19 protein-coding genes and 2 riboswitches are annotated in these 24212 nt (G+C 74.6%); of the genes, 6 read left to right on the top strand and 13 right to left on the bottom strand.

All coding sequences use genetic code 11. The features are described from left to right. Position 1: 1 nt before the first annotated feature. Positions 2-427 (top strand): PPOX class F420-dependent oxidoreductase, encoded by a 426-nt coding sequence (locus BJY14_RS43035; protein ID WP_179848858.1) that lies wholly within the window; start codon positions 2-4, stop codon positions 425-427. Positions 428-588: 161 nt separating this feature from the next. Here the strand turns inward: BJY14_RS43035 and BJY14_RS43030 are convergent, their stop codons facing one another. Then, entirely contained in the window at positions 589-1698 is a 1110-nt protein-coding gene (locus BJY14_RS43030) for a tetratricopeptide repeat protein (RefSeq protein ID WP_179848857.1), read from the bottom strand. Between the two features lie 474 nt (positions 1699-2172). Then, positions 2173-5043, bottom strand: a complete 2871-nt coding sequence (gcvP, locus tag BJY14_RS43025; RefSeq protein WP_179848856.1) for an aminomethyl-transferring glycine dehydrogenase — start codon at positions 5041-5043, stop codon at positions 2173-2175. A 60-nt stretch (positions 5044-5103) separates the two neighbouring features. Further along, positions 5104-5213, bottom strand: a riboswitch (glycine riboswitch). After that, positions 5214-5308: riboswitch (glycine riboswitch) on the bottom strand. Positions 5309-5579: 271 nt separating this feature from the next. Here gcvP and BJY14_RS43020 point away from each other — a divergent pair. After that, positions 5580-8054 carry a lysylphosphatidylglycerol synthase domain-containing protein gene (locus tag BJY14_RS43020; RefSeq protein WP_312879747.1) on the top strand — a complete coding sequence of 825 codons (2475 nt, stop codon included), beginning with the start codon at positions 5580-5582 and terminating at the stop codon, positions 8052-8054. 9 nt (positions 8055-8063) lie between these two features. Here the strand turns inward: BJY14_RS43020 and BJY14_RS43015 are convergent, their stop codons facing one another. From BJY14_RS43015 to BJY14_RS42980, 8 genes are all read right to left on the bottom strand, one after another. After that, a complete protein-coding gene (locus BJY14_RS43015) occupies positions 8064-8669 on the bottom strand; it encodes a MerR family transcriptional regulator (RefSeq protein WP_179848854.1) in 606 nt (201 codons plus the stop codon). A gap of 343 nt (positions 8670-9012) precedes the next feature. Further along, on the bottom strand, positions 9013-9483 hold the full coding sequence (locus BJY14_RS43010) for a bifunctional nuclease family protein (protein ID WP_067468341.1): 471 nt from the start codon (positions 9481-9483) through the stop codon (positions 9013-9015). Between the two features lie 141 nt (positions 9484-9624). Beyond that, entirely contained in the window at positions 9625-10356 is a 732-nt protein-coding gene (gene ftsR / locus BJY14_RS43005) for a transcriptional regulator FtsR (protein ID WP_179848853.1), read from the bottom strand. Between the two features lie 39 nt (positions 10357-10395). Next, positions 10396-10926, bottom strand: coding sequence for a double zinc ribbon and FHA domain-containing protein (locus BJY14_RS43000; RefSeq protein WP_179848852.1), 531 nt, complete (start codon positions 10924-10926; stop codon positions 10396-10398). Between the two features lie 307 nt (positions 10927-11233). Further along, a complete protein-coding gene (locus BJY14_RS47595; protein ID WP_179848851.1) occupies positions 11234-12052 on the bottom strand; it encodes a DUF881 domain-containing protein in 819 nt (272 codons plus the stop codon). Then, positions 12049-12381 carry a small basic family protein gene (locus BJY14_RS42990; RefSeq protein ID WP_179848850.1) on the bottom strand — a complete coding sequence of 111 codons (333 nt, stop codon included), beginning with the start codon at positions 12379-12381 and terminating at the stop codon, positions 12049-12051. Before BJY14_RS42990 ends, BJY14_RS47595 begins: the two co-directional genes overlap by 4 nt. A gap of 22 nt (positions 12382-12403) precedes the next feature. Beyond that, positions 12404-13282, bottom strand: a complete 879-nt coding sequence (locus BJY14_RS42985; RefSeq protein WP_179848849.1) for a DUF881 domain-containing protein — start codon at positions 13280-13282, stop codon at positions 12404-12406. A 66-nt stretch (positions 13283-13348) separates the two neighbouring features. Continuing rightward, on the bottom strand, positions 13349-13984 hold the full coding sequence (locus BJY14_RS42980) for a LysE family translocator (RefSeq protein ID WP_179848848.1): 636 nt from the start codon (positions 13982-13984) through the stop codon (positions 13349-13351). Positions 13985-14077: 93 nt separating this feature from the next. Here BJY14_RS42980 and BJY14_RS42975 point away from each other — a divergent pair, with 93 nt between their 5' ends. The 3 genes from BJY14_RS42975 (at position 14078) to BJY14_RS42965 (ending at position 18604) form a co-directional block, all read left to right on the top strand. Then, a complete protein-coding gene (locus BJY14_RS42975; RefSeq protein ID WP_179848847.1) occupies positions 14078-15418 on the top strand; it encodes an aminotransferase-like domain-containing protein in 1341 nt (446 codons plus the stop codon). A gap of 72 nt (positions 15419-15490) precedes the next feature. Beyond that, positions 15491-17083 carry an ABC transporter ATP-binding protein/permease gene (locus BJY14_RS42970; protein ID WP_179848846.1) on the top strand — a complete coding sequence of 531 codons (1593 nt, stop codon included), beginning with the start codon at positions 15491-15493 and terminating at the stop codon, positions 17081-17083. A 108-nt stretch (positions 17084-17191) separates the two neighbouring features. Next, positions 17192-18604, top strand: a complete 1413-nt coding sequence (locus tag BJY14_RS42965) for an aminotransferase class V-fold PLP-dependent enzyme (RefSeq protein ID WP_312879746.1) — start codon at positions 17192-17194, stop codon at positions 18602-18604. Between the two features lie 7 nt (positions 18605-18611). Here BJY14_RS42965 and BJY14_RS42960 read toward each other — a convergent pair whose 3' ends face one another. Genes BJY14_RS42960 through BJY14_RS42950 form a run of 3 tightly spaced genes read right to left on the bottom strand, consistent with a single transcriptional unit; the run spans position 18612 to position 23021 of the window. Beyond that, positions 18612-21110 carry a mannose-1-phosphate guanyltransferase gene (locus tag BJY14_RS42960; RefSeq protein WP_179848845.1) on the bottom strand — a complete coding sequence of 833 codons (2499 nt, stop codon included), beginning with the start codon at positions 21108-21110 and terminating at the stop codon, positions 18612-18614. Then, positions 21107-21808, bottom strand: coding sequence for a cardiolipin synthase ClsA (gene clsA, locus BJY14_RS42955; RefSeq protein WP_312879745.1), 702 nt, complete (start codon positions 21806-21808; stop codon positions 21107-21109). The genes BJY14_RS42960 and clsA overlap by 4 nt, the downstream gene beginning before the upstream one ends. A 37-nt stretch (positions 21809-21845) precedes the next feature. Then, positions 21846-23021 (bottom strand): sensor histidine kinase, encoded by a 1176-nt coding sequence (locus BJY14_RS42950; protein ID WP_179848844.1) that lies wholly within the window; start codon positions 23019-23021, stop codon positions 21846-21848. Positions 23022-23239: 218 nt separating this feature from the next. On the opposite strand from BJY14_RS42950, the gene BJY14_RS42945 reads away from it, so the two are divergent. After that, on the top strand, positions 23240-24199 hold the full coding sequence (locus BJY14_RS42945) for a hypothetical protein (RefSeq protein ID WP_179848843.1): 960 nt from the start codon (positions 23240-23242) through the stop codon (positions 24197-24199). The last annotated feature ends 13 nt before the right edge of the window (positions 24200-24212 follow it).

Here is a 24212-nt window from a genome sequence, read left to right as displayed (position 1 = left end):
TATGGAGACGATGACCGACAGCGAGTGGCGCGCGTTCGCCATGGAGGGCACCCGGACGGGCAAGGCCGCTGTGACCCGCAAGGACGGGACGCCGCACGTGACGCCGATCTGGTTCGTCCTCGACGGCGACGACCTGCTGTTCAACACGGGCCGCCAGAGCGTCAAGGGCCGCGTTCTCGCCCGCGACCCGCGCCTGTCCGTGTGCGTCGACGACCAGACGCCGCCGTACTCGTACGTGCTGATCCAGGCCGAGGCGTCCCTCGTCGAGGACCTGGACGAGGTGCTGCGCTGGGCGACGGTCATCGGCGGCCGTTACATGGGCGCCGACCGGGCCGAGGAGTTCGGGCGGCGCAACGCCGTCCCCACCGAGTACCTCGTCCGCGCCCGCATCACCAAGGTGATCGCCGAGCGCGCCATCGCCGGCTAGCGCCTGTCTCGAAGCGCGCGCGAACGCGTGAACTGCCCGGTGTAGCGAGGCCGGAGGCGAGCGGAACCGGGCAGATCGCGAAGCGATGCCGCGTTCGCCCAGGCACGGTCACGCAGCGAGCCGCCAGGCGAGCGAAGTGGCCGGGACTGCGAAAAAACCGCCTAGCCCTCGGTCAGGTCCGGGGCGGCCGAGCCGGTCGCCAGGCGGAACCGCTCGGCGAAGCTCTCGTGCAGCAGCGGCCCCCACGCGTAGCCGCCCGGCACCCGGACGGCACTGCCGAGGGTCTCGCGGGCGTCGCCCGCCCGGCGCTCGGCGTACCGGACGGCGAGCAGCGCGTACATGTGGTCGAGGGCGCCGAACGCCTCGCCGGCGAGGGCGGGGAGCGTCCCGTCGGACACGGCGTGCTCGACGACCGGCTCCCACCACAGGTCGCCGTCGTCGTCGGAGTCGCCGAAGTCGCGGCGCAGCCGCGCCCGCACCTGCCCGGCGGTGCCGGGCTCGGCGAGCCCCCGCCGCCACACCTCGCCCGCCTCGGCGCCCCGCCCCCGCAGCGGCAGCGTCCGCGCGAGCAGCTCGGTGGCCAGCGGCCCGACCTCCGGGTCGGTCGGCTCCTCCCCCAGCGCCGCGCCGAACGCGCCGATCGCCTGGTCGAGGTAGGAGATGCCGAGCGCGACGGCGAGCCTGCCGTACGCGTAGGGGTCGGTGCCCCGGTCGATCAGTTTGAGCCCGGCGGTCAGGGCTCGCTGGGCCCGGGCGGGCTCGTCGCGCTCCAGCAGCCGCTGGGCCAGGTCGTGCGCGGCGGGCGGCCCGTACTCGGCGTCCCCGGTCGCGATCACCGCCTCCCAGTGGCCGCGGGCGGTGTCGAAGTCGCCGGCGTCGTCGGCGATCCGGGCGAGGGCCAGGTGGGCGGGCGGCAGGTAGGCGGGGTTGCCGAAGTCGACCACGACCCGCCAGGCGGGCGCCGCCCGCTCCTGCTCGCCGGCCCGTTCGTGGGTGAGCGCCAGGTGGTAGGCGGCGCGCGGCCCGTACTCGGGGTCGGCGGTGGCGATCGCGGCCCGGTCGGCCTCCCGGGCGCGCTCGACGTGCCCGGCGTCGTCGAGGACGACCGCCAGCCCCAGCGCCGCCCGCGCCCGGAACGGGGTGTCGCCCAGTGCGAGCACCCTCTCGAACAGCAGTGCGGCCCGCTCGGCCTCACCGTCCTCGGCGAGGCCGCGGGCCTCCTCGCACAGTCGCGCCGCGTCGTCGGATACCGCGTCCGGAGACTCGATCATCGCTCTTCTGCCCTCTGGGGGTCGGGGTCCGCAAAGAGCGTAGCGATCCGCGCCGCCCCCGTCCCGCGACGACACCCAAAACCCAAGCAAGATCACAAATCCATCGCCCGTGCCGCCCCCGCGCCCCGCCAAGCCCGGCGCCACGCGCGACAGCACCCAACCGGCGGCCCCCAGGCCCGCGCGATCATCGCCGACCATCAAGACGACGTGAACGGCGCCCAGCCCACCCCCAAGCCACCAGCGACCCGAACCACCGCGATCGCGTCCGAAGGCAGGTTCGAGCAAAGCGAGAACCTGATCGCGCAGCGAGCCGCCAGGCGAGTCGAAGCGATGCCAGCGATCGCACGCGGTGCCCGACGATGGAGGGCCGCCAGGCCCGAAGGAGGAGAGCACTGCAATAAACACAGCGATCGCACGTGGTTGTTCTGGGTGAGGCGCCCCCAGGCGCCTCACCCAGAACAACCACAATCCAATTCAGTCCTCGAACGCTTCGGGGGGCGGGCAGGAGCAGACGAGGTTGCGGTCGCCGTAGGCCTGGTCGATGCGGCGGACGGGGGGCCAGTACTTGTTCTCCCGGAGGGACGGGAGGGGGTAGGCGGCCTCCTCGCGGGTGTAGGCGTGCTTCCAGTCGTCGGAGACGAGGCAGGCGGCGGTGTGGGGGGCGTTCTTGAGGGGGTTGTCGTCGGCGTCGTAGCCGCCGTCGGCGACGCGCTGGATCTCCCGGCGGATCTCGATCATGGCGTCGCAGAAGCGGTCGAGTTCGGCGAGGTCCTCGGACTCGGTGGGCTCGATCATCAGGGTGCCGGCGACGGGGAAGGAGAGGGTGGGGGCGTGGAAGCCGTAGTCGATGAGGCGCTTGGCGACGTCCTCGGCGGTGACCCCCGTCTCCTTGGTGATCTTGCGGAGGTCGGCGATGCACTCGTGCGCGACGAGGCCGTTGCGGCCGGTGTAGAGGATCGGGTAGTGCGGGGCGAGGCGGGCGGCGAGGTAGTTGGCGCCGATGATGGCGCCCTCGGTCGCTGCGCGCAGGCCGTCGGGGCCCATCATCGCGATGTAGGCCCAGGAGATCGGCAGGATGCCGGCCGATCCCCACGGGGCCGCGGAGATGGGGCCGACGCCCGTGCCGGGGCCGGCCTCCTCGCGCAGCGGGTGGTTGGGCAGGAACGGGGCCAGGTGCTCGCGGACGCCGATCGGGCCGACGCCGGGGCCGCCGCCGCCGTGCGGGATGCAGAACGTCTTGTGCAGGTTGAGGTGGGAGACGTCCGAGCCGAACTCGCCGGGGCGGGCCAGGCCGACGAGCGCGTTGAGGTTGGCGCCGTCGACGTAGACCTGGCCGCCGGCCTCGTGCACGGCCGCGCACACCTCGGTGATCGTCTCCTCGAAGACGCCGTGCGTGGACGGGTAGGTCACCATGATCGCCGCGAGCCGGTCGCCGTGCGCGGCGAGTTTGGCGCGCAGGTCGTCGAGGTCGACGTTGCCGCCCTCGTCGCACGTGACGACGACGACCCGCATCCCGGCCATGACGGCGCTGGCGGCGTTGGTGCCGTGCGCCGAGGAGGGGATCAGGCAGACGTCGCGGTGCTCCTCGCCGCGGGAGGCGTGGTAGCCGCGGATGGCGAGCAGGCCGGCCAGCTCGCCCTGGGAGCCGGCGTTCGGCTGGACGGAGACCCTGGCGTACCCGGTGATCTCGGCGAGGAAGCCCTCCAGCTCGCCGATCAGCTCGACGTAGCCGGCCGCCTGGTCGAGCGGCGCGAACGGGTGGAGGTCGGCGAACTGGGGCCAGGTGATCGGCTCCATCTCGGCGGTGGCGTTCAGCTTCATGGTGCAGGAGCCGAGCGGGATCATGGAGCGGTCGAGCGCGATGTCCTTGTCCTGGAGCCTGCGCAGGTAGCGCAGCATCGCGGTCTCGGAGCGGTGCGCGTGGAAGACGGGGTGGGTCAGGTAGGGGCTCTCGCGGCGCAGGACGTCCGGGAACGCCTCGGGGACGTCGCCGGCCGCGGCGGCGCCGAACGCGTCCAGCACGGCCGTGACGTGCTCGGGCAGCGTCGTCTCGTCGCAGGCGATCGCGACCCGGTCGGGGCCGTCCGGGCGCAGGTTGATCCCGCGCTCGCGGGCCGCCGCGACGATCTGGGCGGCGCGGCCGGGCACGCGGGCCAGGACGGTGTCGAAGAACGAGTCGTGCACGATCTCGACGCCGCCGGCGCGCAGCCCCGCGGCGATCTCGGCGGCCCGGCGGTGCGTCCGCTGCGCGATCGCGGCCAGGCCCTCGGGGCCGTGGTAGACGGCGTACATGCTCGCCATCACGGCGAGCAGGACCTGGGCGGTGCAGATGTTGCTGGTGGCCTTCTCGCGGCGGATGTGCTGCTCGCGGGTCTGCAGCGCCAGCCGGTAGGCGGTGGCGCCGTCCGCGTCGACGGACACGCCGACGAGCCGCCCGGGGAGCTGGCGCTGGATGCCCTCGCCGACCGCCATGTAGCCGGCGTGCGGGCCGCCGAACCCGTAGGGGACGCCGAACCGCTGCGCGGAGCCCACCGCGATGTCGGCGCCGGACTCGCCGGGCGGGCGGAGCAGCGTCAGCGCGAGCAGGTCGGCCGCGACGACGGCCTTGGCGCCGCGCTCGTGGGCCTGCGCGATGACCGGTTCCAGGTCGCGGACGGCGCCGGACGCGCCCGGGTACTGCAGCAGCACGCCGAAGAAGTCGCCGTCCGGGAGGCCGCCGGACAGGTCGGCGATGACGACCTCGATGCCGAGCGGGATCGCGCGGGTCCGGACGACCTCGATCGTCTGCGGGAGGGCGTCGGCGTCCACGAGGAACGTCCCGGGCTCCTTGCGCCTGGAGACGCGGTGCGCGAGTGCCATGGCCTCGGCGGCGGCGGTGCCCTCGTCCAGCATGGAGGCGTTCGCGACGGGCAGCCCGGTCAGGTCGCCCACCATCGTCTGGAAGTTCAGCAGGGCTTCGAGGCGCCCCTGGGAGATCTCCGGCTGGTAGGGGGTGTAGGCGGTGTACCAGCCCGGGTTCTCCAGCACGTTGCGCATGATCACACCGGGCGTGGTCGTCCCGTGGTAGCCGAGCCCGATCATGGACGTCAGGACGGTGTTGCGGGACGCCAGCTCGCGGAGCCGGTCCAGCGCGGCCGTCTCGCTCAGCGCGGGCGGCAGGTCCAGCGGCCGGGACGTGCGGATCGCGGCGGGGACCGCCTTGTCGATCAGCGCCTCGGCGCCGGAGTAGCCGATGGCGGCCAGCATCCTCGCCTGGTCGTCCGGCGAGGGGCCCACATGCCGGTCGGCGAACGCCGACCGCGGATGCTGCGGCGCGGCCACGGGGGCGAAGAACTGGGCGGTCATGGAGGGCCTCCTGGCTGCTGCGGTCGCTCAGGTGCGCCGCCGGCGCTGGCCGGCGGGCCGGTCTCCCCCTCTGTCATCGGCACCTGAGAGCTTCACCCGCGCGGCGGGGTTTCCCCTTCGGTGAGCCGCCCGCCCCCGTGGGGGGACCGGCGCCTGCTTTCCAGAGGTGCCTCGCCCGCGCGGTCCTTTTGCCTGAGAGGTTCCGGGGAGGTTGCCCCTTCGGCGCCCCACGCTGGCGGCGTGGGGTCTCTCCCGCACAGGGTCGACGGCATGTCCTAGGTCGAACCCTACCCAAAGGCGCGTCCGCGACGTCGTTCCGGCCCGCCGCAAGGGGCCGCGCCGCCGGGCGCCGGGGCCGTACCGGCGAGTACCATGTGCTGACTCACCTGGGACGCGACGGTTCCGGGCCGCACGGGGGCGGGGAGATGAGGCTGCGGGATGGACGCGCGTCCCGGCGGCGGCCCCGCGACTCGACGGCGCGCCGCCGGGTCTGGGACGCTGATCACGATGGCGGATGGTCAGGGCGGCGGTACGGCGTGACACAGACCCACGACGGCGCGGTGCGCCCGGCGCAGGGCGCCGCCGCGGCCGCGCCCGTCGACGAGCCCGCCCAGCCGTACCGGATCCGCCGGCCCTCCGACGCCATCCGGTTCGCGGCGTCCGTGGTGGGGCTGGCGGCGGTGATGCTGCTGGTGTCGATCGCGCAGCAGACGACCCACGGCCTGCAGACCGACATCGCGCAGGGCACCGCGCACGCGCCGCGGCCGCTGCTGACGCTGGCGACGCTGGTGTCCAGCTTCGGGGTGCTGGCCGTCCCGATCGCGTTCGCGATCGAGCGGCTGTTCCACAAGGACGGCATGCGCGTCGCGATCGCCCTGCTGGCCGCGATGATCGCCTTCGGCGTCACGGTGGGCCTGGACGACCTGGTGGTGCGGGCCGCGCCGGGCGGCGTGCTCGACTCGCTGATCTGGGGCGGCACCGAGACCGCGCCGGTGCACACCGACATCGCCCCGGTGATCGCGTTCGTCAGCGCGGTCGGGATGGCGGGCCGCGCCCGCTGGCAGGCCGCGACCTGGACCATGATCGGGCTGGCGGCGCTGACGGGGCTGACCGCGTCCTACGCCTCCGTCGCCGCGCTGGCGGCCACCTACCTGCTGGGCCGCGCCATCGGCCACGGCACCCTCTACGCGGTCGGGACGCCGAACCCGCGCCCGTCCGGCGCGGCCGTGGTGGCCGCGCTCGAACGGCTCGGCCTGCGCCCGCAGCGGGGGGCGCGCCTGGACGACGCGCACGCCGCCGACGAGAGCCGCCGCTACGGCGTCGCCCTCGCCTCCTGCCCCCAGGACGGGTACGGCGCCCGGCTCCCGGCGGGCCGGGGGGCGCACGGCGACTGGGACATCGAGGTCCGCGTCCTGGACCGCGACCAGCAGACCGCCGGGCTGCTGTACCGGGTCTGGCGGCTGCTGCGGCTGCGCGGCGCCACGACGGGGCGGACGCTGCGGTCGCTGCGCCGGTCCCTGGAACTGGAGTCGCTGATGGCGTACGCGGTGGACGCCGCGGGCGCCCGGACGCCGCGGCTCGTCGGCACGTGCGAGGTCGGCACCGAGGCGGCGCTGCTGGCCTACGAGCACGTCCCGGGGCGGCGGCTCGGGGACGTCCCCGACGGGGAGGTCACCGACGAGCTGCTGGCGGACGTGTGGCGGCAGTTCCGGTCCCTGCAGGCGGGGCGGCTCGCGCACCGGCGGCTGGAGGGCGAGGCGGTCCTGGTCGGCGACGACGGCCTCGCCTACCTCACCGACCTGCGGTCCGGGGAGACCGCGGCCGGCGACCTGGCGCTGCGCCTGGACCTCGCGCAGCTGCTCACGACCCTGGCGCTGCGCACGGGGCCGGAGCGGGCGGTGCGGACCGCGGCGCCGGTGCTGGGCGAGGAGGCCCTCGGCGGGGCGGTGCCGCTGCTCCAGCGGGTGGCGCTGTCGCGGGAGACCCGCACCGCGCTGCGGCGCCACAAGGACCTGCTGACCCGCATCCGGGAGCAGATCGTCCGGCTGAAGCCGGAGACGGAGGCGCCCCCGGCCAAGCTGGAGCGGTTCCGGCCCCGGACCATCGTCAGCATCGTGGCGCTGTCGGTCGCGGCGTACATCGTCATCCCGCAGGTGACGAGCCTGGACATCGGCCGTCTGGCGGCCACGGCGAGCTGGCACTGGGTGGCGGCGGCCCTCGGGGCGGCGGCGCTCACCTATGTCGCCGCCGCGTTCATGCTGATGGGGTTCGTCCCCGAGCGGCTGCCGCTGTGGCGGACGGTCCTGGTGCAGCTGGCGGCGTCGTTCGTGAAGCTGGTCGCGCCGGCGGCCGTAGGCGGCGTCGCCGTCAACACGCGCTACCTGCAGCGCTCGGGCGTCCGGCCCGCCCTCGCCGTCGCGAGCGTGGGCGCCTCCCAGCTCGTGGGGATGGTCACCCACATCCTGCTGCTGGTGCTGTTCGGGTTCCTGACCGGTTCGACGGCGAAGGCGACGCAGGACCTGGCCCCGTCCCGGACGATCGTCCTCGCGGTGCTCGGCCTGGGGCTGCTCGCGGGGCTCGCGCTGACGGTGCCGCGGGTGCGGAGGGTGGTCGCCTCCCGGCTGAGGGCCATGTTCTCCGGCGTGGTGCCGCGCCTGGTGGACGTGCTGCAGTCGCCGAAGAAGCTGTCCACCGGGATGGGCGGAACCCTGCTGCTGACGCTGGCGTTCACGCTGTGCCTCGACGCGTCGGTCCGGGCGTTCGGCGGGTCGCTGCCGTGGACGACGGTGGTGCTGGTGTTCCTCACCGCCAACGCGGTCGGGTCGGCGGCGCCGACGCCGGGCGGGCTCGGGGCCGTCGAGGGCGCGCTCACGCTGGCGTTGACGATCTCGGGGCTGACGGCGGAGACGGCCACGTCGGCGGTGCTGCTCTACCGGCTCCTGACGCTGTGGCTGCCGGTCCTGCCGGGGTGGGGGGCGTTCGCCTTCCTGCAGCGCAAGGAGGCGCTCTGAGGCCCGGCCTCAGCCGGTGCGGCGGGCGCGCCGCCGGTCGGCCAGTTCGTCGTGGTGCTGTCCGGCGGGGTCGTCGTCGCCGGTGGAGGCGCGTTCAGCGGGCAGCTCCGCCAGACTGCCCTCCACCTCCTGCCACACCCGTCCGAGCGCGATGCCGAACACGCCCTGCCCGCCCTGGAGGAGGTCGACGACCTCGTCGGGCGAGGTGCACTCGTAGACGCTGACGCCGTCGCTCATCAGGGTGATCTGGGCGAGGTCCTGGACGCCGCGGTCGCGCAGGTGGGAGACGGCCGTGCGTATCTGCTGCAGCGAGACGCCGGTGTCCAGGAGCCGCTTGACGACCTTCAGGACCAGGACGTCGCGGAAGCTGTACAGCCGCTGGCTGCCGGACCCCTGCGCCGACCGCACGCTGGGCTCGACCAGCTTCGTGCGGGCCCAGTAGTCGAGCTGCCGGTAGGTGATCCCCGCCGCGGCGCACGCCGTCGGGCCGCGGTAGCCGACATCCTCCGGCGGCACCGACACCTGGGTGTCGAAGAGCAGACCCTGCTCTCCGGCACGGCGGGACGCCACGCGCCTGTCGGGGGTCGCCTTGCCCTCGCCGCTGCTCACCGCCACGCGGACCTCCGGCTTCTATCATCCCGCGGCGGTTCGTCAAGGGGGTTTGACGAATTACACCACGGGTGTTCCACCAGCACGGTAGGTGCCGGTCAGGGTGTGGTCAACGTTCACCGTCGGCGCGTCGCATGCCCGGATGAACCGGCTTCACGTGGGCAAACTGCGCACCTTCGCCACCCACGCAGTCCATACCCCGATGGTTCCCCCGCAAAAACCGCCAGGTCCGGCGCAATGGGCGACCATTCGCCCCATGGCATGAACTCGCACTCCAGAGTGACATACGCCACGGGAATCGCCCACCTCGGGGTGGGCGCAGGGGCGGCCCGTCCGGCGTGGGGGCGGCCTATCCGGCGCGGCCGAAGTCCTCCGGGGAGATCGTGTCGAGGAACTCGCGGAACTTCTCGACCTCGTCCTCCTGCTCGTCGGGGATGGCCACGCCGGCCTCCTCCAGGACGTCCTCGCTGGCGAAGATCGTGGCGCCGGTGCGCAGGGCGAGGGCGATGGAGTCGGACGGGCGGGCGCTCACCTCGACGCCGTTGGAGAAGATGAGGTCGGCGAAGAAGATCCCTTCGCGCAGCGCGGTGATGTTGACGGTGCGGAGCTGGACGCTCAGGGCGTCCAGCACGTCGCGGAACAGGTCGTGGGTGAGGGGCCGGGCGGGCAGCACCCCCTGCTGGGCGAAGGCGATCGCGGTCGCTTCGACCGCCCCGATCCAGATGGGCAGGTAGCGATCGCCCTCCGTCTCCTTCAACAGGACGATCGGCTGATTGGAGGGCATCTCGACCCGGACGCCGACGACCTCCATCTGCTTCACTGCGGCTCCCTGCTGGTTCTCGCTGTCTCGATCACCATGTGCAGCGGATCGATTCCTGACCGAACCATGTAGCCAACGTACACCCAGGCTCGGACAGCTCGCGGCGCACGGGGGGCGGCAAAAACCTCCACGGCCGCGCGATCAGTGGTCGAGGCTCTCGCGCAGACCCGCGCCGACCAGCGCGGCGTGCAGCCGGACCGACAGCGCGGCGATCTCACGCGCCGTCTCGGCGGCCTGCTCGTGCGCGCCGCGGCTGCGGCGGCGCAGCTGCGGCGCGACCATCTGCTCGATCAGGCCGACCTGCCGGTCGGCGGCCGCCTTGACGGCGCGCAGGTGCCGGACCTCGAAGCCGAACTCGCCGAGCGCGGCCGCGACGCGCGCGATGTTCAGCGCCTCGCCCTCGTAGTGCGCGCCCGTCCGGCGGACGAGGCCGTACTCCTCCAGGCGCGCGAGGAGGGCCTCGTCGATGCCGGCGCCGTCCAGGAGCTGGCGGCGGGTGAGCCGGACGGCGGGGTCCGGCGCGGTGGTGTCGGCGGCCACGAGCGTGCGGGGGCGCCGCCGGTCCGGCGCGGCGGGGCCGGGGCGGCGGTCACCGAGCGGCGGGACGCTCTCGCCGCGGTCGCGCGCCTCGAGGTGCTGCCTGATGACGCGCAGCGGCATGTAGTGGTCGCGCTGCGCGGTGAGGACGTACCGCAGGCGCTCGACGTCGGCCTCGCCGAACTTGCGGTAGCCGGACGGGCTGCGCTCGGGCTCGACGAGCCCCTCGGACTCCAGGAAGCGGATCTTGGAGATGGTGATGTCGGGGAACTCGGGCCTGAGCAGCCCGAGGACGTCCCCGATGGTCATCGGGGACGGGGCCGGCTCCGCGCTCAAGGGCCCTCCCATCGTTCGCCGCGACCTCGCCGCGTTCCGTCAGCCGTGGGCCGGATTGGTCAGGAACACCAGCCGGAACTTGCCGATCTGGACCTCGTCGCCGCCCGACAGCCCGGCCTGGTCGATCCGCTGCCGGTTGACGTAGGTGCCGTTGAGGCTGCCGGTGTCGCGGACGGAGAACACACCGCCCTGCCGGGCGAACTCGGCGTGCCGGCGGGAGACGGTGACGTCGTCCAGGAAGATGTCGCTCTCGGGGTGCCGTCCGGCGGACGTGCGGTCCTTGTCGAGCAGGAAGCGGCTGCCGGCGTTGGGTCCGCGCTTGACGACGAGCAGCGCGGTTCCCGGGGGGAGCGCCTCCATCGCCATCTGGTCGGGCCCGACCGGCTCCTCGGCGCCGGCGTCGGTGTCCAGCGCCTCGAACCCCCCGATGGAGATCGTGGACGTGGACTCGCCAGGCGACTCCCGGGGAGGCGGCGGCGCCGAACTCCTCAGCGGAGTGCCGCAGTTCGAGCAGAAGCGGGCATCATCCGGGTTGGCGTGACCGCACTGCGTGCAGTAGACGCTCGGCATCGATCGGCTCGGCCTCCTACCATCGGCGTGCCGCCCGCGGACCGCCCGCCGTAGCGGGGACCGCCTGCGCCACGCGCATCCTTCACCCAACCCACGCCGGGGACCCGCCCCCGGCCACGGTCCAACTCACCGCCCGCTCACACGACGGTCGCCGCAACTTACGCGGGTATTGCCCGAGGGGTCAACTGGAACGGTGAACCGGCTGCACCAAACTACATTCGCCGATGATCGCAGGTCCATGCCGCCGCGCGGACCGCCGCGATCACGACGTCCCGGCCCGGCGGTCGGTCGACCGTCCCCGTCCCCTCTAGGGAGACCGTACCGCGCCGACGGCCACCTTCGCGCGCCGGGTGATCAGTACGTGGGCCCCGGCGCCCTCCAGCGTGCGGACGAGGCCGCCCGGGATGCCCAGCGCCGTCGTCATCGTGTGCGGGTCGCCGATCGCCAGGAACCGGTACGGGGCGGTGAGGAGCCTGCCGTCCGCGCGGATGCCGTCGCGTTCGTCCAGGAAGTGGGTGTCGACGCCGACGCGCACGTCGCCGACCTGGATGACCTCGGCGCCCGCGTCGCGGAGCTCCTCCAGGGCGTCCAGCAGGTTGAGGGCCTTCACCCCGCGGCCGGGATCGTCGATGCGCAGCTCGATGCCGGGGCCCTCGGCCGGGAGCGTGCCCGCGAGCAGGCCGTAGGCGGTCGCCCGCTCGCGCGCCTCCTGCAGGGCCGTCCCGCCCTCGGCGTCCCGCTCCAGCCGGGCCTTCGTCTCCTCCAGGTCGCGCAGGTCGCCTCTCAGGCGCTCGGAGCGCTGGCCCAGGTCAGCCAGGATGCCGACGAGCTCGTCCTGCCGCGCGGTGGCGAACGTGGTGTCGCGTTCGGTCGAGCGCACCTGGGCGGCGACCGCGAACCCCAGCACCAGGCACAGGAGCCCGCCGACGAGCTGCCCCGGGCTGACGCGCGGGCGCAGCAGATCGGCGAGGGCGCGCAGGCCTCCGGGCCCCGGTCCGACTTGCTCCTTCTCCTGGGCCTGCTCTTCTCCCCGGGCCTGCTCGTCCTCCTGGGCCTGCTCGTCCTCCGGTATCTGCTCGCCGCCCGGTGGCGCCTCGTCGCGCCGTGTGGCCTCGCCGCCGGTCACGCGCCGAACAGCTTCCGCCGGATGGCCGCGGCGTTGGAGAAGATCCGGATGCCGAGGACGACCACGACGCCGGTGGACAGCTGCGAGCCGACGCCGAGCTTGTCCCCGAGGAAGACGATCAGCGCGGCGATGACGGTGTTGCTGACGAAGGAGACCGTGAAGACCTTCTCGTCGAAGATCCCCTCCAGCCGGGCCCGGACGCCGCCGAACATGGCGTCGAGCGCCGCCACGATCGCGATCGGCAGGTAGGGCTGGAGCCAGAGCGGCACGTCCGGCTGGATCAGCAGGCCCAGCGTGACGCCGACGACGAGCCCGATCAGCGCGATCATTCCCCGGTCCCCCCTCCCCCGCTCACCGGCCGCCCCCGTCGCGGGGGACGGCGTACCGCGGCCGGAACGCGCCCGCGGCGGGCAGCCGCAGCGCGCCCGAGCGGCGCGTGCCGTACCTGATCCCGAACCGGTCGCGCAGCGCCGCGAGCCGCCGGTCCGCGGACGAGCCGGCGAAGGCGGCCCGCAGGCGCCCGGCGTCGCCGAGCGCCGTGACCTCGTAGGGTCCGTCGAGCGGCCGGTAGTCGACCATGATCGCCTCGCCGGCGGCGCGGATCGCGGTGGTCGGGGTGAGCCGCTGGCCGTTGACGCCGATGGCCCGCGCGCCCGCCGCCCACAGCCCGTTCACCAGGACCTGGAGGTCCTGATCATAGACCCGGCCGGCGTCGGCGGCGCGGCCCGGCGCGGCCGGGGCGTCGTCCAGGGCGACCACGAGGCCCTCGCCGGCGGCGGGGGTGGCGGCCGCCGCGGCGCCCGCCGCGGCCACGGCCCGCCGGACGCGGCGGCCCTCGGCGCTGCGGGCCAGCGCGGCGGCCCGGCGCCGCTCGGTGTCGGCCCGCAGCCGGTCGAGCCGGTGCTGGAGGGCGTCGGTCTCGGCGGTGCGGGCATGGATCTGGTCGACGAGCTTGGAGCGCCGCTCGGCGGCCACGGGCTCGCCGCGGTGGGCCTCGACGCCGGCGACGGCGGCCAGCGCCCCGGCGAGGGCGAGGACGAGCAGGACGCCCGCGCCGCGCAGCCGCCGCGGCCGCGGCGCGGCACCGCCGGAGGCGGCCCGGCGCGCCGCGGCCGCGGCGTAGCCCGGGTCGAGGTGCTTGCCGGCGAAGAGGTCGGCGAGCAGCGACATGGAGGCGTCGGGGCGCCCGTCCGGCTCCCGGCCGCCGGGTTCGTCCTGGCGTGCGATCACCGGCCCATCATGGCAAGGTCCGGCGCGGCGGCGCGGGGCGCGTCCCCCGCGGGCGGGCGCGCCGGGTCAGGCGGTCGCGGGCCGCAGGCCGATGTGGACGGCGAGGGCGGCCAGCACCGAGCCCATCAGGTAGCGCTGGGCGCGCCGCCAGCCGGGCCTGCGCCCGAGGAAGGACGCGATGGAGCCGGCGCCGAGCACGATGAGGGCGTTGACGGTGACGGCGATCACGACCTGGACGGCGCCGAGCAGCAGGATCTGGACGGCGACGTGGCCGCGCCCGGGGTCGGCGAACTGCGGCAGCAGCGACACGTACAGCACGGCGATCTTGGGGTTGAGCAGGTTGGTGACCAGGCCCATGGCGAACAGCCGGCGCGGCGGGTCGGCGGGCAGGTCCCGGGGCTCGAAGGCGGTCGTGCCGCCCGGCCGCAGCGTCTGCCACGCCAGCCACAGCAGGTAGCAGGCGCCGGCCAGCTTGATCGCCGTGTAGAGGGGCGGCACGAGCGTGAAGATCGTGGTGAGGCCCGCGGTGGCGGCCGCGACGTAGACGAGGAATCCCGCGGCGACGCCGCAGAGCGAGATCAGCCCGGCGCGGCGGCCCTGCGTCACCGACCGCGACACCAGGTAGATCATGTTGGGCCCCGGGGTGAGGACGAGGCCGAGGGCGAACAGGGCGATGGCCGCGACGGCCGCGTACGAGATCATTGCACTCCAGTCGACTCGAGTTTTCCCAGAGTAGAAGTCGCGCTATCATCGGTGCAATAACGACATTGTTCTCGGTGCAATGCGGAGGTTCGCATGGACGACTTCCGGCGGGTCGCGGACGAGCTGGCCGCCGACATCGCGGCGGGGCGGCTCCGCCCGGGGGAGCGGCTGCCGCCGCAGCGCGCGTTCGCGCGACGCCGCGGCATCGCGGGCTCGACGGCGAACCGGGTGTACCGGGAGCTGGCGCGGCGCGGCCTGGTGGTGGGCGAGGTCGGGCGCGGGACCTTCGTCCGCGCGGGCGAGCACCCGCCGGGGCCCGCGCTCGCCGAGCCCGCCGACGCCCGCGTCGACCTGGAGCTGAACCACCCCGTGGTCCCCGGGCAGAGCGCCCTGCTCGCCGAGGGGCTGGAGCGCCTGCGCCGCCCGGACGTCCTGGACGCCGCGCTCGGTCCCGCCGGGGTCGCCGGGACAGCCGCCGCCCGCGAGGCCGCGGCGGCGCTGCTCGCCTCGCCGGGCCTGCGGCCCGACCCCTCCGAGGTGCTGTTCGCGGGGAACGGCCGGCAGGCCATCGCGGGAGCCGTGGCGGCGCTCGTGCCCGCGGGCGGCCGGCTCGGCGTCGAGGCGCTCACCTATCCGGTGATCAAGGGGATCGCGGCCCGGCTCGGCGTGACGCCCGTCCCGATCGCGATGGACGAGCACGGGCTGCGCCCGGACGCGCTCGCCGACGCCCACCGCGCCGCCCCGCTCGGCGCCGTCTACGTCCAGCCGACGCTGCACAACCCGCGCGGGACCACGATGCCGCAGGAGCGCCGCGCCGAGCTGGCCGGCGCGCTGGAGCGGCTCGGCCTGCACGCCGTGGAGGACCGGGTCTGGGCGTTCCTTCCGGGCGGCGGGCCGGAGCCGCTCGCGGCGCACGCCCCGCACCGCACCGTGCTGGTCGACAGCCTCTCCAAGCGCCTCGCGCCCGGCCTGAGCCTCGGCTTCGTCCTGCCGCCCGCGGCCCTCGCCGGGCGCGTCGCCGCCGCGCTGCGCTCCGGCGCCTGGGGCCCGCAGGGGTTCGCGCTGGAGGCGGCGGCGGGCTGGATCACCGGCGGGACGGTCGAGAAGGTCATGGCCGCCAAGCGCGCCGACGCCGCGTCCCGCCAGCGGATCGCGGCGCGGTGCCTGCGGGGCGCGGCCGTACGGTCCGATCCCGGCTCGTACTTCTGCTGGTGGGAGCTGCCCCAGCGGTGGCGGGCGGAGACGTTCGTGGCGGCGGCCGCCCGGCGCGGCATCGCCGTCACCCCGGCCGCCGCCTTCGTCGTGGGCGGCGCCGCCGCCCCGCGGGCCGTCCGCTTCGGCCTGGCCTCCCCGCCGCCGGACGTCCTCGCGCGCGCCCTGCGGACCCTCGCCGGGATCGCCGCCGGGGACCCCGACGACGACGCCCCCGACTGACCGGATCCGGCGGCTGGACGCGCACCGGAAGATCGTCCATCGTCGGGGTGGGGTCGCCCGGCGGGAGGACAGATGATCGAAGTCCGCGAGGTGGGGCAGCGAGCGGCAGGGGGACGGCGGACGCTGCGCGAGGTGTCGCTGTCGATCGGCGCCGGGGAGCTGGTGGCGATCATCGGCGGCAGCGGGGCGGGCAAGACCACCCTGCTGGACGCCATCGCGGGCGTGCGGCCCCCCGTCGAGGGCGAGGTCAGGTACGACGGCGGCGCGGGCGGCCCGGCCGCGGGCTCGCTGGGCTACGTGCCGCAGGACGACATCGTGCATCTGGAGATGCCGCTGCGCCGCACGCTGCGGTACGCGGCGGGGCTGAGGCTGCCCGCGGGGACGCCTCCGGAGCGCGCCGAGCGCGCCGTGGACGGCGTCCTGGAGGCGCTCGCGCTGACGGCCCGGGCCGGGCAGCGCGTCGGGTCGCTGAGCGGCGGTGAGCGCAAGCGGGCCAGCATCGCGGTCGAACTGCTGACGCGGCCGCGCGTGTTCTTCCTGGACGAGCCCACGTCCGGCCTCGACCCGGCGACCGCGGCCGACCTGATGCGGCTGCTGCGCGGGCTCGCCGACTCGGGGACGACGGTGGTGCTCACCACGCACCATCCGCCGGACGTCCTGGTGTGCGACCGGGTGGCCGTCCTCGCCCAGGACGGGGGGCTGGCCTTCTACGGCGAGCCGGACGAGGCGCGCGAGTGGTTCCGGGCGGACCGGATCGAGGACATCTACCTGAGGCTGGCCGAGGCGGAGGAGCACGAGTGGGCGGGCCGGTTCGGCGCCGCCCCCGCGCCGGCGCCCGGCCCGGCGATCGGCGCGTTCCGGCAGTGGGTCCTGCTCACCCGGCGCAGCCTGGACCTGCTCACCCGCAACCGGCTCACCCTCGCCGTGCTGCTCGGGTCGCCGCTCATGGTGCTGGCGATGTTCGCGGTCCTGTTCCGGCCGGGGGCGTTCTCGCCGGAGTCCCCCAGCCCCGCCGCGACCGTGATGATCCTGTTCTGGATCGCCTTCGGCGGGTTCTTCTTCGGCCTGACCTACGGGCTGCTGCAGATCTGCAACGAACTGCCCGTGCTGCGGCGGGAGCGGCTCACCGGGCTGCGGATCACGCCGTACGTGCTGGCGAAGGCGACCGTCCTGCTGCCGCTGCTGGCCGTGGTGGACGCGCTGATGCTCGGCGTCCTGCGGGCGCTGGACCGGCTGCCCGCGATGGGGTGGGGCACGTACGGGGAGCTGTTCGTCACGCTGCTGCTGTGCTCGCTGGCGGCGCTGGCACTGGGCCTTCTCGTGTCGGCGGCGGTCACCGACCCGGCGCAGGCCACGATGGCGCTGCCGATGCTCTGCTTCCCGCAGGTGCTGTTCGTGGGCGCGATCCTGCCCGTCCCGGTGATGGCGGCGCCCGGGCGGTGGCTCAGCTGCGCCATGTCCAACCGGTGGGCGTTCGAGGGGCTCGGGCACAGCCTCGGCGTGGAGCGGCTCTGGGCGACGGGGCGCTCGCCACTGGGCCCGCCCCTGCTCGACTCCTACGGTGACACGTTCTCGCGGGCGCCGGTCGTGGACTGGGCGATGCTCGGCGGGTTCACGGCGCTGTTCCTCGTGGGAGCCTGCCTGGTCCTCACTCGAAGGACATAAAACCACGTCCCCGTAGGCCATTTAAGGCCACTGCGGCGCTCTTGCATCACCCCCGCCAATTTTGGACCGTTTAGTGAAGGATGCGGCTTTTGCTCACGGGGGTGCAAAGTGAGCGTTTCGCCCGATTTTGACGTCGACCTCATGCCCGGCTACGCCGAGACGCGGCGGCTCGACGAGCTGCGGGCCGCCGAGTACGCCTACCTGGACGCGCAGACGTACCTGGACTACACGGGCTCGGGCGTCGCCGCCGCCGCGCAGATCCGCGCGCACGCCGAACGCCTCACCGGGCACCTCTACGGCAACCCGCACTCGGAGAACCCGACCTCCAGCGCCTCCACGGCACTCGTCGAACGGGCGCGGCGGGCCGTCCTGGCGTTCTTCAACGCCTCCCCCGAGGAGTACGCGGTGGTGTTCACGCAGAACGCCACCGGCGCGTGCCGCCTCGTCGGGGAGGCCTACCCGTTCGGGCGCGGCACCCGGCTCGTCCTCACCGGCGACAACCACAACTCGGTGAACGGCATCAGGGAGTTCGCGAGGACGCGCGGCGCCGAGGTCGCCCACGTGCCCGTCCGCGCGCCCGACCTGCGGGTCCGCGAGACCGAGCTCATCGCGGCGCTCAGCGGTGGCGGCGGCCTGCTGGCCTTCCCCGCGCAGAGCAACTTCAGCGGCGTCCAGCACCCGCTGAGCTGGATCGACCTCGCCCACGCGCACGGCTTCGACGTGCTGCTGGACGCGGCCGCCTTCGCGCCCGCGAGCCGTCTCGACCTGAGCCGGGTCCGGCCCGACTTCGTCCCCGTGAGCTGGTACAAGGTCTTCGGCTACCCGACCGGCGTGGGCAGCCTGATCGCCCGCCGGGAGGCGCTGGCCCGGCTGCGCCGCCCCTGGTTCGCCGGCGGGACCATCCAGGCGGTCAGCGCGCTCGGCGGCTGGCACGTGCTCGCGCCCGACGAGACCGCGTTCGAGGACGGCACCCTGAACTTCCTGTCCATCCCCGACGTGGAGTTCGGCGTCCACTGGATCGAGGACATCGGCATGGACCTCGTCCGCCGCCGCGTCGGATGCCTGACCTCGCTGCTCCTGCGCCGCCTCGCGGGACTGCGCCACGCCGACGGCTCCCCCCTGGTCCGCGTGTACGGGCCGGAGGGGGCCGGCGGGCGCGGCGGCACCGTCGCGTTCAACGTGCTCGACCGCCGCGGCGCGGTCGTGGACGAGCGGATCGTGGCCCGCGACACCGCCGCCGCCGGCATCTCGATCCGGACCGGCTGCTTCTGCAACCCCGGCGCCGGCGAGGGCGCGTTCGAGATCCCCGAGCCCGCGCTGCGCCGGACCGCGAACGAGCGGATGCGGACGCTCGACGACTACCTGGACGTCCTCGGGCTGCCGAGCGGCGGCGCGGTCAGGGCGTCCCTCGGCCTCGTCTCGAACATCGCCGACGTGGAGCACCTCGTCGCGTTCCTCGGCGCCCGGTACGCCGACCGGGAACCCGACCGGACCGGCCTCAGGCCCCGCGAACGCTGCTGAGGGCCGGTCAGGAGCCCGCGCGCTCGACGACGGCGGCCCACTCCGCCAGGAGCGCCTGCGCGGCGTCGGCGTCCGGCCCCTCGGCCCACAGGTGGGTCACCGCCTCCGCGGGGTCGGGCAGCACGAGGACCCAGCGGCCGTCGCCCTCGACCACGCGCACCCCGTCGGTGGTGTCGAGCGTCCGGCCCCCCGCCGCCTCCACGACGTGGCGCATGACGCTGCCCTTGGCCGCCCACGGCGTCGGGACGGAGCGGCGCAGCAGGTGCGCGTCGGGGATGCGGCGGTCGATCTGCGACAGCGTCAGCCGCGTCCGCGCGACCAGGCCGACCAGCCGGACGAACGCCGCGATCCCGTCGACGGTGCCGCTGAACTCGGGCATCAGGAACCCGCCGCGCCCGTCCCCCGCGAAGACCACGCTCGGCTGCGCGGCCGCCTTGGTCAGCACGTCCTGGGACGTGGAGGTCCACTCGACCTGCACGCCGTGGAACCGGCACACCTGCTCGGCGACCCGCGTCGTCGTCACCGGCAGCGCCACCTTGCCGCCGCGCCGCTCGGCCGCGACGAGGTCCAGCATCACCAGCAGGGCCCGGTCGTCGCCGACCAGCTCGCCGTTCTCGTCCACCAGGGAGATCCGCTCCCCCACCGGGTCGAACCGGACGCCGAACGCGGCCCGCGACGAGGACACCAGCCCGCCGAGCCGCTCCAGGTCGCGCATCCGCTCGGCGAGCGTCTCGGTGGGGTTGGCCTCGTCCAGGCCGGCGTTGCGGGTGAGGACCTCCACGCCGACCTTGCCGAGCAGGTTCGGCAGCACGAGCGAGGCCACCCCGCCGGCGCAGTCCAGGACGATCTTCAGCCCCGCCTCGCGGACGCCGCGGATGTCGACGCGGCGCAGCAGGTCGCGGGTGTAGGTCTCCACGACGCGCGGCGGGTAGGTCAGCTCGGCGATCTCGCCGGGGAACGCCCGGCGGTACTCCTGCCGGCCGAAGACGCGCTCGAGCTTGCGCTGCGCGCCCAGGGACAGGTCGGCGCCGTCCGCGTCCAGGAACAGGATGTCGACGCCCTGCGGGTCGCCGAGCGTGGTGCGGATGTAGATCCCGCCGACGCTGTCCTCACGCCCGGTCTCGAAGCGGGCGACGGTCAGCGGCGTCGCCTCCAGGTCCTGGACGTTGATGGCGCTGGCGGTGAGAGCGCTGTTCACCGCGCGCTTCAGGGTGCGCGCCGCGCGGGAGACGTCCCGCCCGGTGACGACGGTCGTGCCCTTCTTCAGCGTCGTCGCGTAGGCGGAGGCCAGCCGCACCGCCAGCTCGGGGGTGATCTCCACGTTGACCAGCCCGGACACTCCCCGCGGCCCGAACAGGTTGCGCTGCCCCCGCGACTCCCAGATCACGCTGGTGTTGACGACGGCGCCGGCCTCGATGGTCTTGAACGGGTACACCTTCACGCCGCTGGACACGTACGCCTCGGCCTCGATGACGCACTCGTCCCCGATGACGGCGCCCTCCTCCACGCGGGCGCCGGCCATGATGTCGGTGTTCTTGCCGACGACGCAGCCCCGCAGGTTCGTGGACGGCGCGACGAACACGTTGTCGTGGACGACGGCGCGGTGCAGGAACGCGCCCTCCTTGACGACGACGTTGCTGCCGAGCACGGTGAACTCGCGCAGCTCGACGCCCGCCTCGACCTTCGCGTAGTCGCCGATGTAGAGCGGCCCCTTGAGGACGGCCTCGGCGTCCACCTCCGCGCCCTCGGCGACCCACACGCCCGGCGACATCTCGAAGCCGTCCAGGTCGATGCCGACCTGACCGGACAGCATGTCCGCCTGGGCCTTGAGGTAGCTCTCGTGGGTGCCGACGTCCTCCCAGTAGCAGTCGGCCACGTAGCCGAACAGGCGGGCGCCCTCGGCGAGCAGCTTCGGGAAGACGTCCCCGGACCAGTCGACCGGCTCGCCCTCCGCGACGTGCTCCAGTACCTCCGGCTCCATCACGTAGATGCCGGTGTTGACCGTGTCGGAGAACACCTGGCCCCAGGTGGGCTTCTCCAGGAACCGCTGCACGCGGCCCGCGTCGTCCACGATGATGATCCCGAACTCCAGGGGGTTCGGGACGCGCTTGAGGCCGATGGTGACGAGGGCGTCGTTCTCCTCATGGAACCGCACCATGTCGGTCAGGTCGATGTCGGTGAGCGCGTCCCCCGAGATCACCAGGAAGCGGTCGTCGCGCAGCGCCTCCTCGGCGTTCTTGACGCTGCCGGCGGTGCCGAGCGGGACCTCCTCGGTCGCGTAGCTCAGCGACATGCCGAGCTCCTCGCCGTCGCCGAAGTAGTTGCGGATCAGCGCGGCCAGGAACTGCACCGTGACGACGGTCTCGCCGAACCCGTGCTTCTTCAGCAGCCGCAGCACGTGCTCCATGATCGGCCGGTTGACGAGCGGCAGCAGGGGTTTGGGCTGGTTGGCGGTCATCGGACGCAGCCGCGTCCCCTCGCCTCCCGCCATCACGACGGCCTTCATCGGGGGGTCTCAGCTCCCTTCTGGCCGCCGGCCGGCGGTTGCGCGCCCGGGCCGCCGGCGTCCCCCGGATCCTCCGCCTCGGGCGCGGAGTCCGGCCCGAGGGACGGGGGCGGCGCGCCGCGGCCGGCCAGCACCAGCTGCCGCGTCTGCACCCAGTAGAGGATGGCCGCCCACCAGTACAGGGCCGTCCCCCACCCGGCGAAGGCCCATCCGACGACCCGCGCCGCGGTGCCCGCCCCGCCGCCGTGCTCGCCGAGCAGCAGCAGCGGGAAGGAGTACAGCAGGCACATCGTCGCCGCCTTGCCGATGAAGTGCACCGGCAGCGTGCCGCCGTAGCCGAGCCGCCGCACGATCGGCGCGATCGGCAGGATCGACACCTCGCGCGCGACGAGCGCGAGCACCAGCCACAGCGGGATGATGTCGCGGATGGTGAGCCCGACCAGCGTCGCCAGGATGTAGAGGCGGTCGGCGGCCGGGTCCAGCACCATGCCGAGCTTGCTCGTCTGGTTGAACGCCCGCGCCAGCTTCCCGTCCAGCCAGTCCGACAGGCCCGCGAACACCAGCAGCCCGAGCGCCCACCAGTCGGCCTCGATCAGGACGAGCCACAGGAACAGCGGGACGCCCAGGAGCCGGGCGAGGCTCAGGATGTTGGGCACCGTGAAGATCCGGTCCTGCGGGGCCTCGTGCAAAGTGCTCACCGACGCGTCGCCTCCCCTGGTCCCCTTGATCCTGACCCTATCCGTAAGGGCTGGAAAGCCCCCCGGCGGCGTCCGCGAGCGGAAGGACGGCGGTGACGACGAACCCGCCGGACTCGCCCGGGCCCGCGTCCAGCGTCCCGCCCACGCTGCGCGCCCGCTCGATCATCCCCAGGATGCCGAAACCCTCGGGCGGCCCGCCGGACGGCCCCCGGCCGTCGTCGGCGACCCGGACCACGAGCCCCCCGCCGTCGCGGGCCAGGCTCACCGTCGCGCGTTTCGCGGCGGCGTGCTTGACAACGTTGGTCAGGGCCTCCTGGACGATCCGGTACGCCGCGACCCCGGTCTCCGGGGGCAGCGTCCCGACGTCCCCGTCCCGCAGGTCGACGTCGATCCCGCTGCCGCGCGCGGCGTGCACGAGGCCGGCGACGGCGCGGGCGCCCGGCAGCGTCCCGGGGGCGCCGACGTCCGTGCCGCGCAGGACCTGGAGAGTGCCGCGCAGTTCCGTCCGCGCGTCCCGGCACGTCGAGGCGATGGAGGCGAAGGCGTCGGCCAGCTCCTCCCGGTCGAGCGGCCGGTCCCCGCGCACGAGGTGGGCCGCGGCGCCGGCCCGCACGCCGATCAGGGTGATGCTGTGCGCGAGGAGGTCGTGCAGGTCGCGGGCGATCCGCAGGCGCTCCTCGGCGACCCGCCGCCGCGCCTCCTCCTCCCGCGTGCGCTCGGCCCGCTCGGCCCGCTCGGTGATCGTCGCGAGCCGGGCCCGGTGCACCCGCCACACCTGGACGGCGATGACCACCGACACCACGGCCTCGATGACCGCGATCTGCTCGCGCAGGGAGCCGCCGCCCGCCCGCATCGCCATGCCGATCACGCAGACGGCGAGCAGGGCCGCGGCGACGCCGAGGACGATCCGCACCCGGCGCCCGAGCACCGCGTAGGCGAACAGCGCGATCACCTCGGCGGGCACCAGGGCGTGGTGCTGGTACTGCGCCAGGTGGTAGGGCAGCACCACGGCCACCAGCGCCAGCAGGCCCGGGGCCGGCCACCGCCGGATCAGCGCGAGCGGGACGTGCGCCGCCACCAGCAGCAGCGCGCCCGGCGCGTCCAGTTCCCGGACGCCCGGCCACAGCACCGCGGCCGCGGCCGCGGCCCCCGCCAGCGCCGACGCCGCGAGGGCGTCCTTCACCGTCACATCGACCCGGGGCACCCTCAGCACGCGCCCATTCTCCCCCACTCAGGCGATCTTCGCGCGGCGGCCGCGCCCGGCACGGATGATCTTTCCCCGGCCGCCCCTGCGGAGCCGGAGGACCGCCCTATAGTTCTGCAAACCCCGTCAGGAAGGGCTGACACTTGTCCGTCCCCCCGCCTGCCGTCCCCCCGCCCGGACTCCGCATGACGCTCGGCGCGCACGCGTACCGATGGCCTTTCCGCGTCATGCTCGCAGCGCTGGCGGCCGGCGCGGCCCTCGTACTGGCGACCCGTCCCGGCAGCGGACTGTTCGAGCCGGACGAGGCCCGCCAGGTCCTGCCGCTCTCCGGCGGCGGCTGCCTGCTCGCCGGCCTGGCCGCCGTCCTCTGGGCGGCCCGGATCCACCGGACCCGCCTCATCGTGACCATCGGCGAGAAGGGGGTGGCCCTGCGCCGCGGCAGGCGAAGGGCGGCCGTCCCGGCCGCCGCCGTGGAAGCGATGGGGATCAGGTGGCCCGTCGGCGACCCCGTCTGGACGCTCTGGCTCGACCCGGAGCAGGCGCCGGGCGTCGAGACCGTCGCCGAAGTCGACGGAAGGGCGGTGACCCTGCTGAACAGCGGGTCGCTCCCGTCCGGGTGGCTCCCGGCCGTGCGGAGCGCGGCCGCGGACGCCCTCGGCGCCGCCTGGCGCGTCGTCGACGACGAGGGCGAGGAGGTGCCGCCGCCCGCCGACGGCGCCCTGGCCCGGGCCCGCCACCTCGTCGTGGACGACAGGGGCCGGTACCGCGACCGGCGCGGCGGCACGGTCCTCGCGGTGGCCTGCCGCCGGCGCGGCAGCCGGACCACCGTGCTGCGCGACCCCCACGCCGCCGCGCTGCTGGTGGTCCGCGGCCCGTCCCGGCTGCCGGGCCGCGACCGCGTGCGCGTCCTCGACGCGGCCGGCCGCCCCCTCGGGTTCGTGCGCGGCCCGCGCGAGCCGTCCTTCCACACCGCCGGCGGGATGCTCCTCGGCAGCACCCGCGCGACCGGCGACGGCCACGTCGTCACCGGCATCGACGGCCGCCGCTCGGCCACGCTGCGGATCGGCGGCGGTGACGGCGGCGACGCCGAGGCCCGGGTCGAGCTGGAGCGATCGCCGTCCGCCCCGGACCCCCTGCGCACCCTGGTCCTGGCCCTGCCCGCCGCGCTCCGCGCGGGCGCGTTCTAGCCCATGGCCGGCG

It is taken from the genome of Actinomadura luteofluorescens (assembly GCF_013409365.1).
In the GTDB taxonomy this organism is placed as follows: domain Bacteria; phylum Actinomycetota; class Actinomycetes; order Streptosporangiales; family Streptosporangiaceae; genus Spirillospora; species Spirillospora luteofluorescens.
The sequence above is the reverse complement of the archived record's forward strand: the minus strand, read 5'-3'. Positions and strand labels throughout refer to the sequence as shown.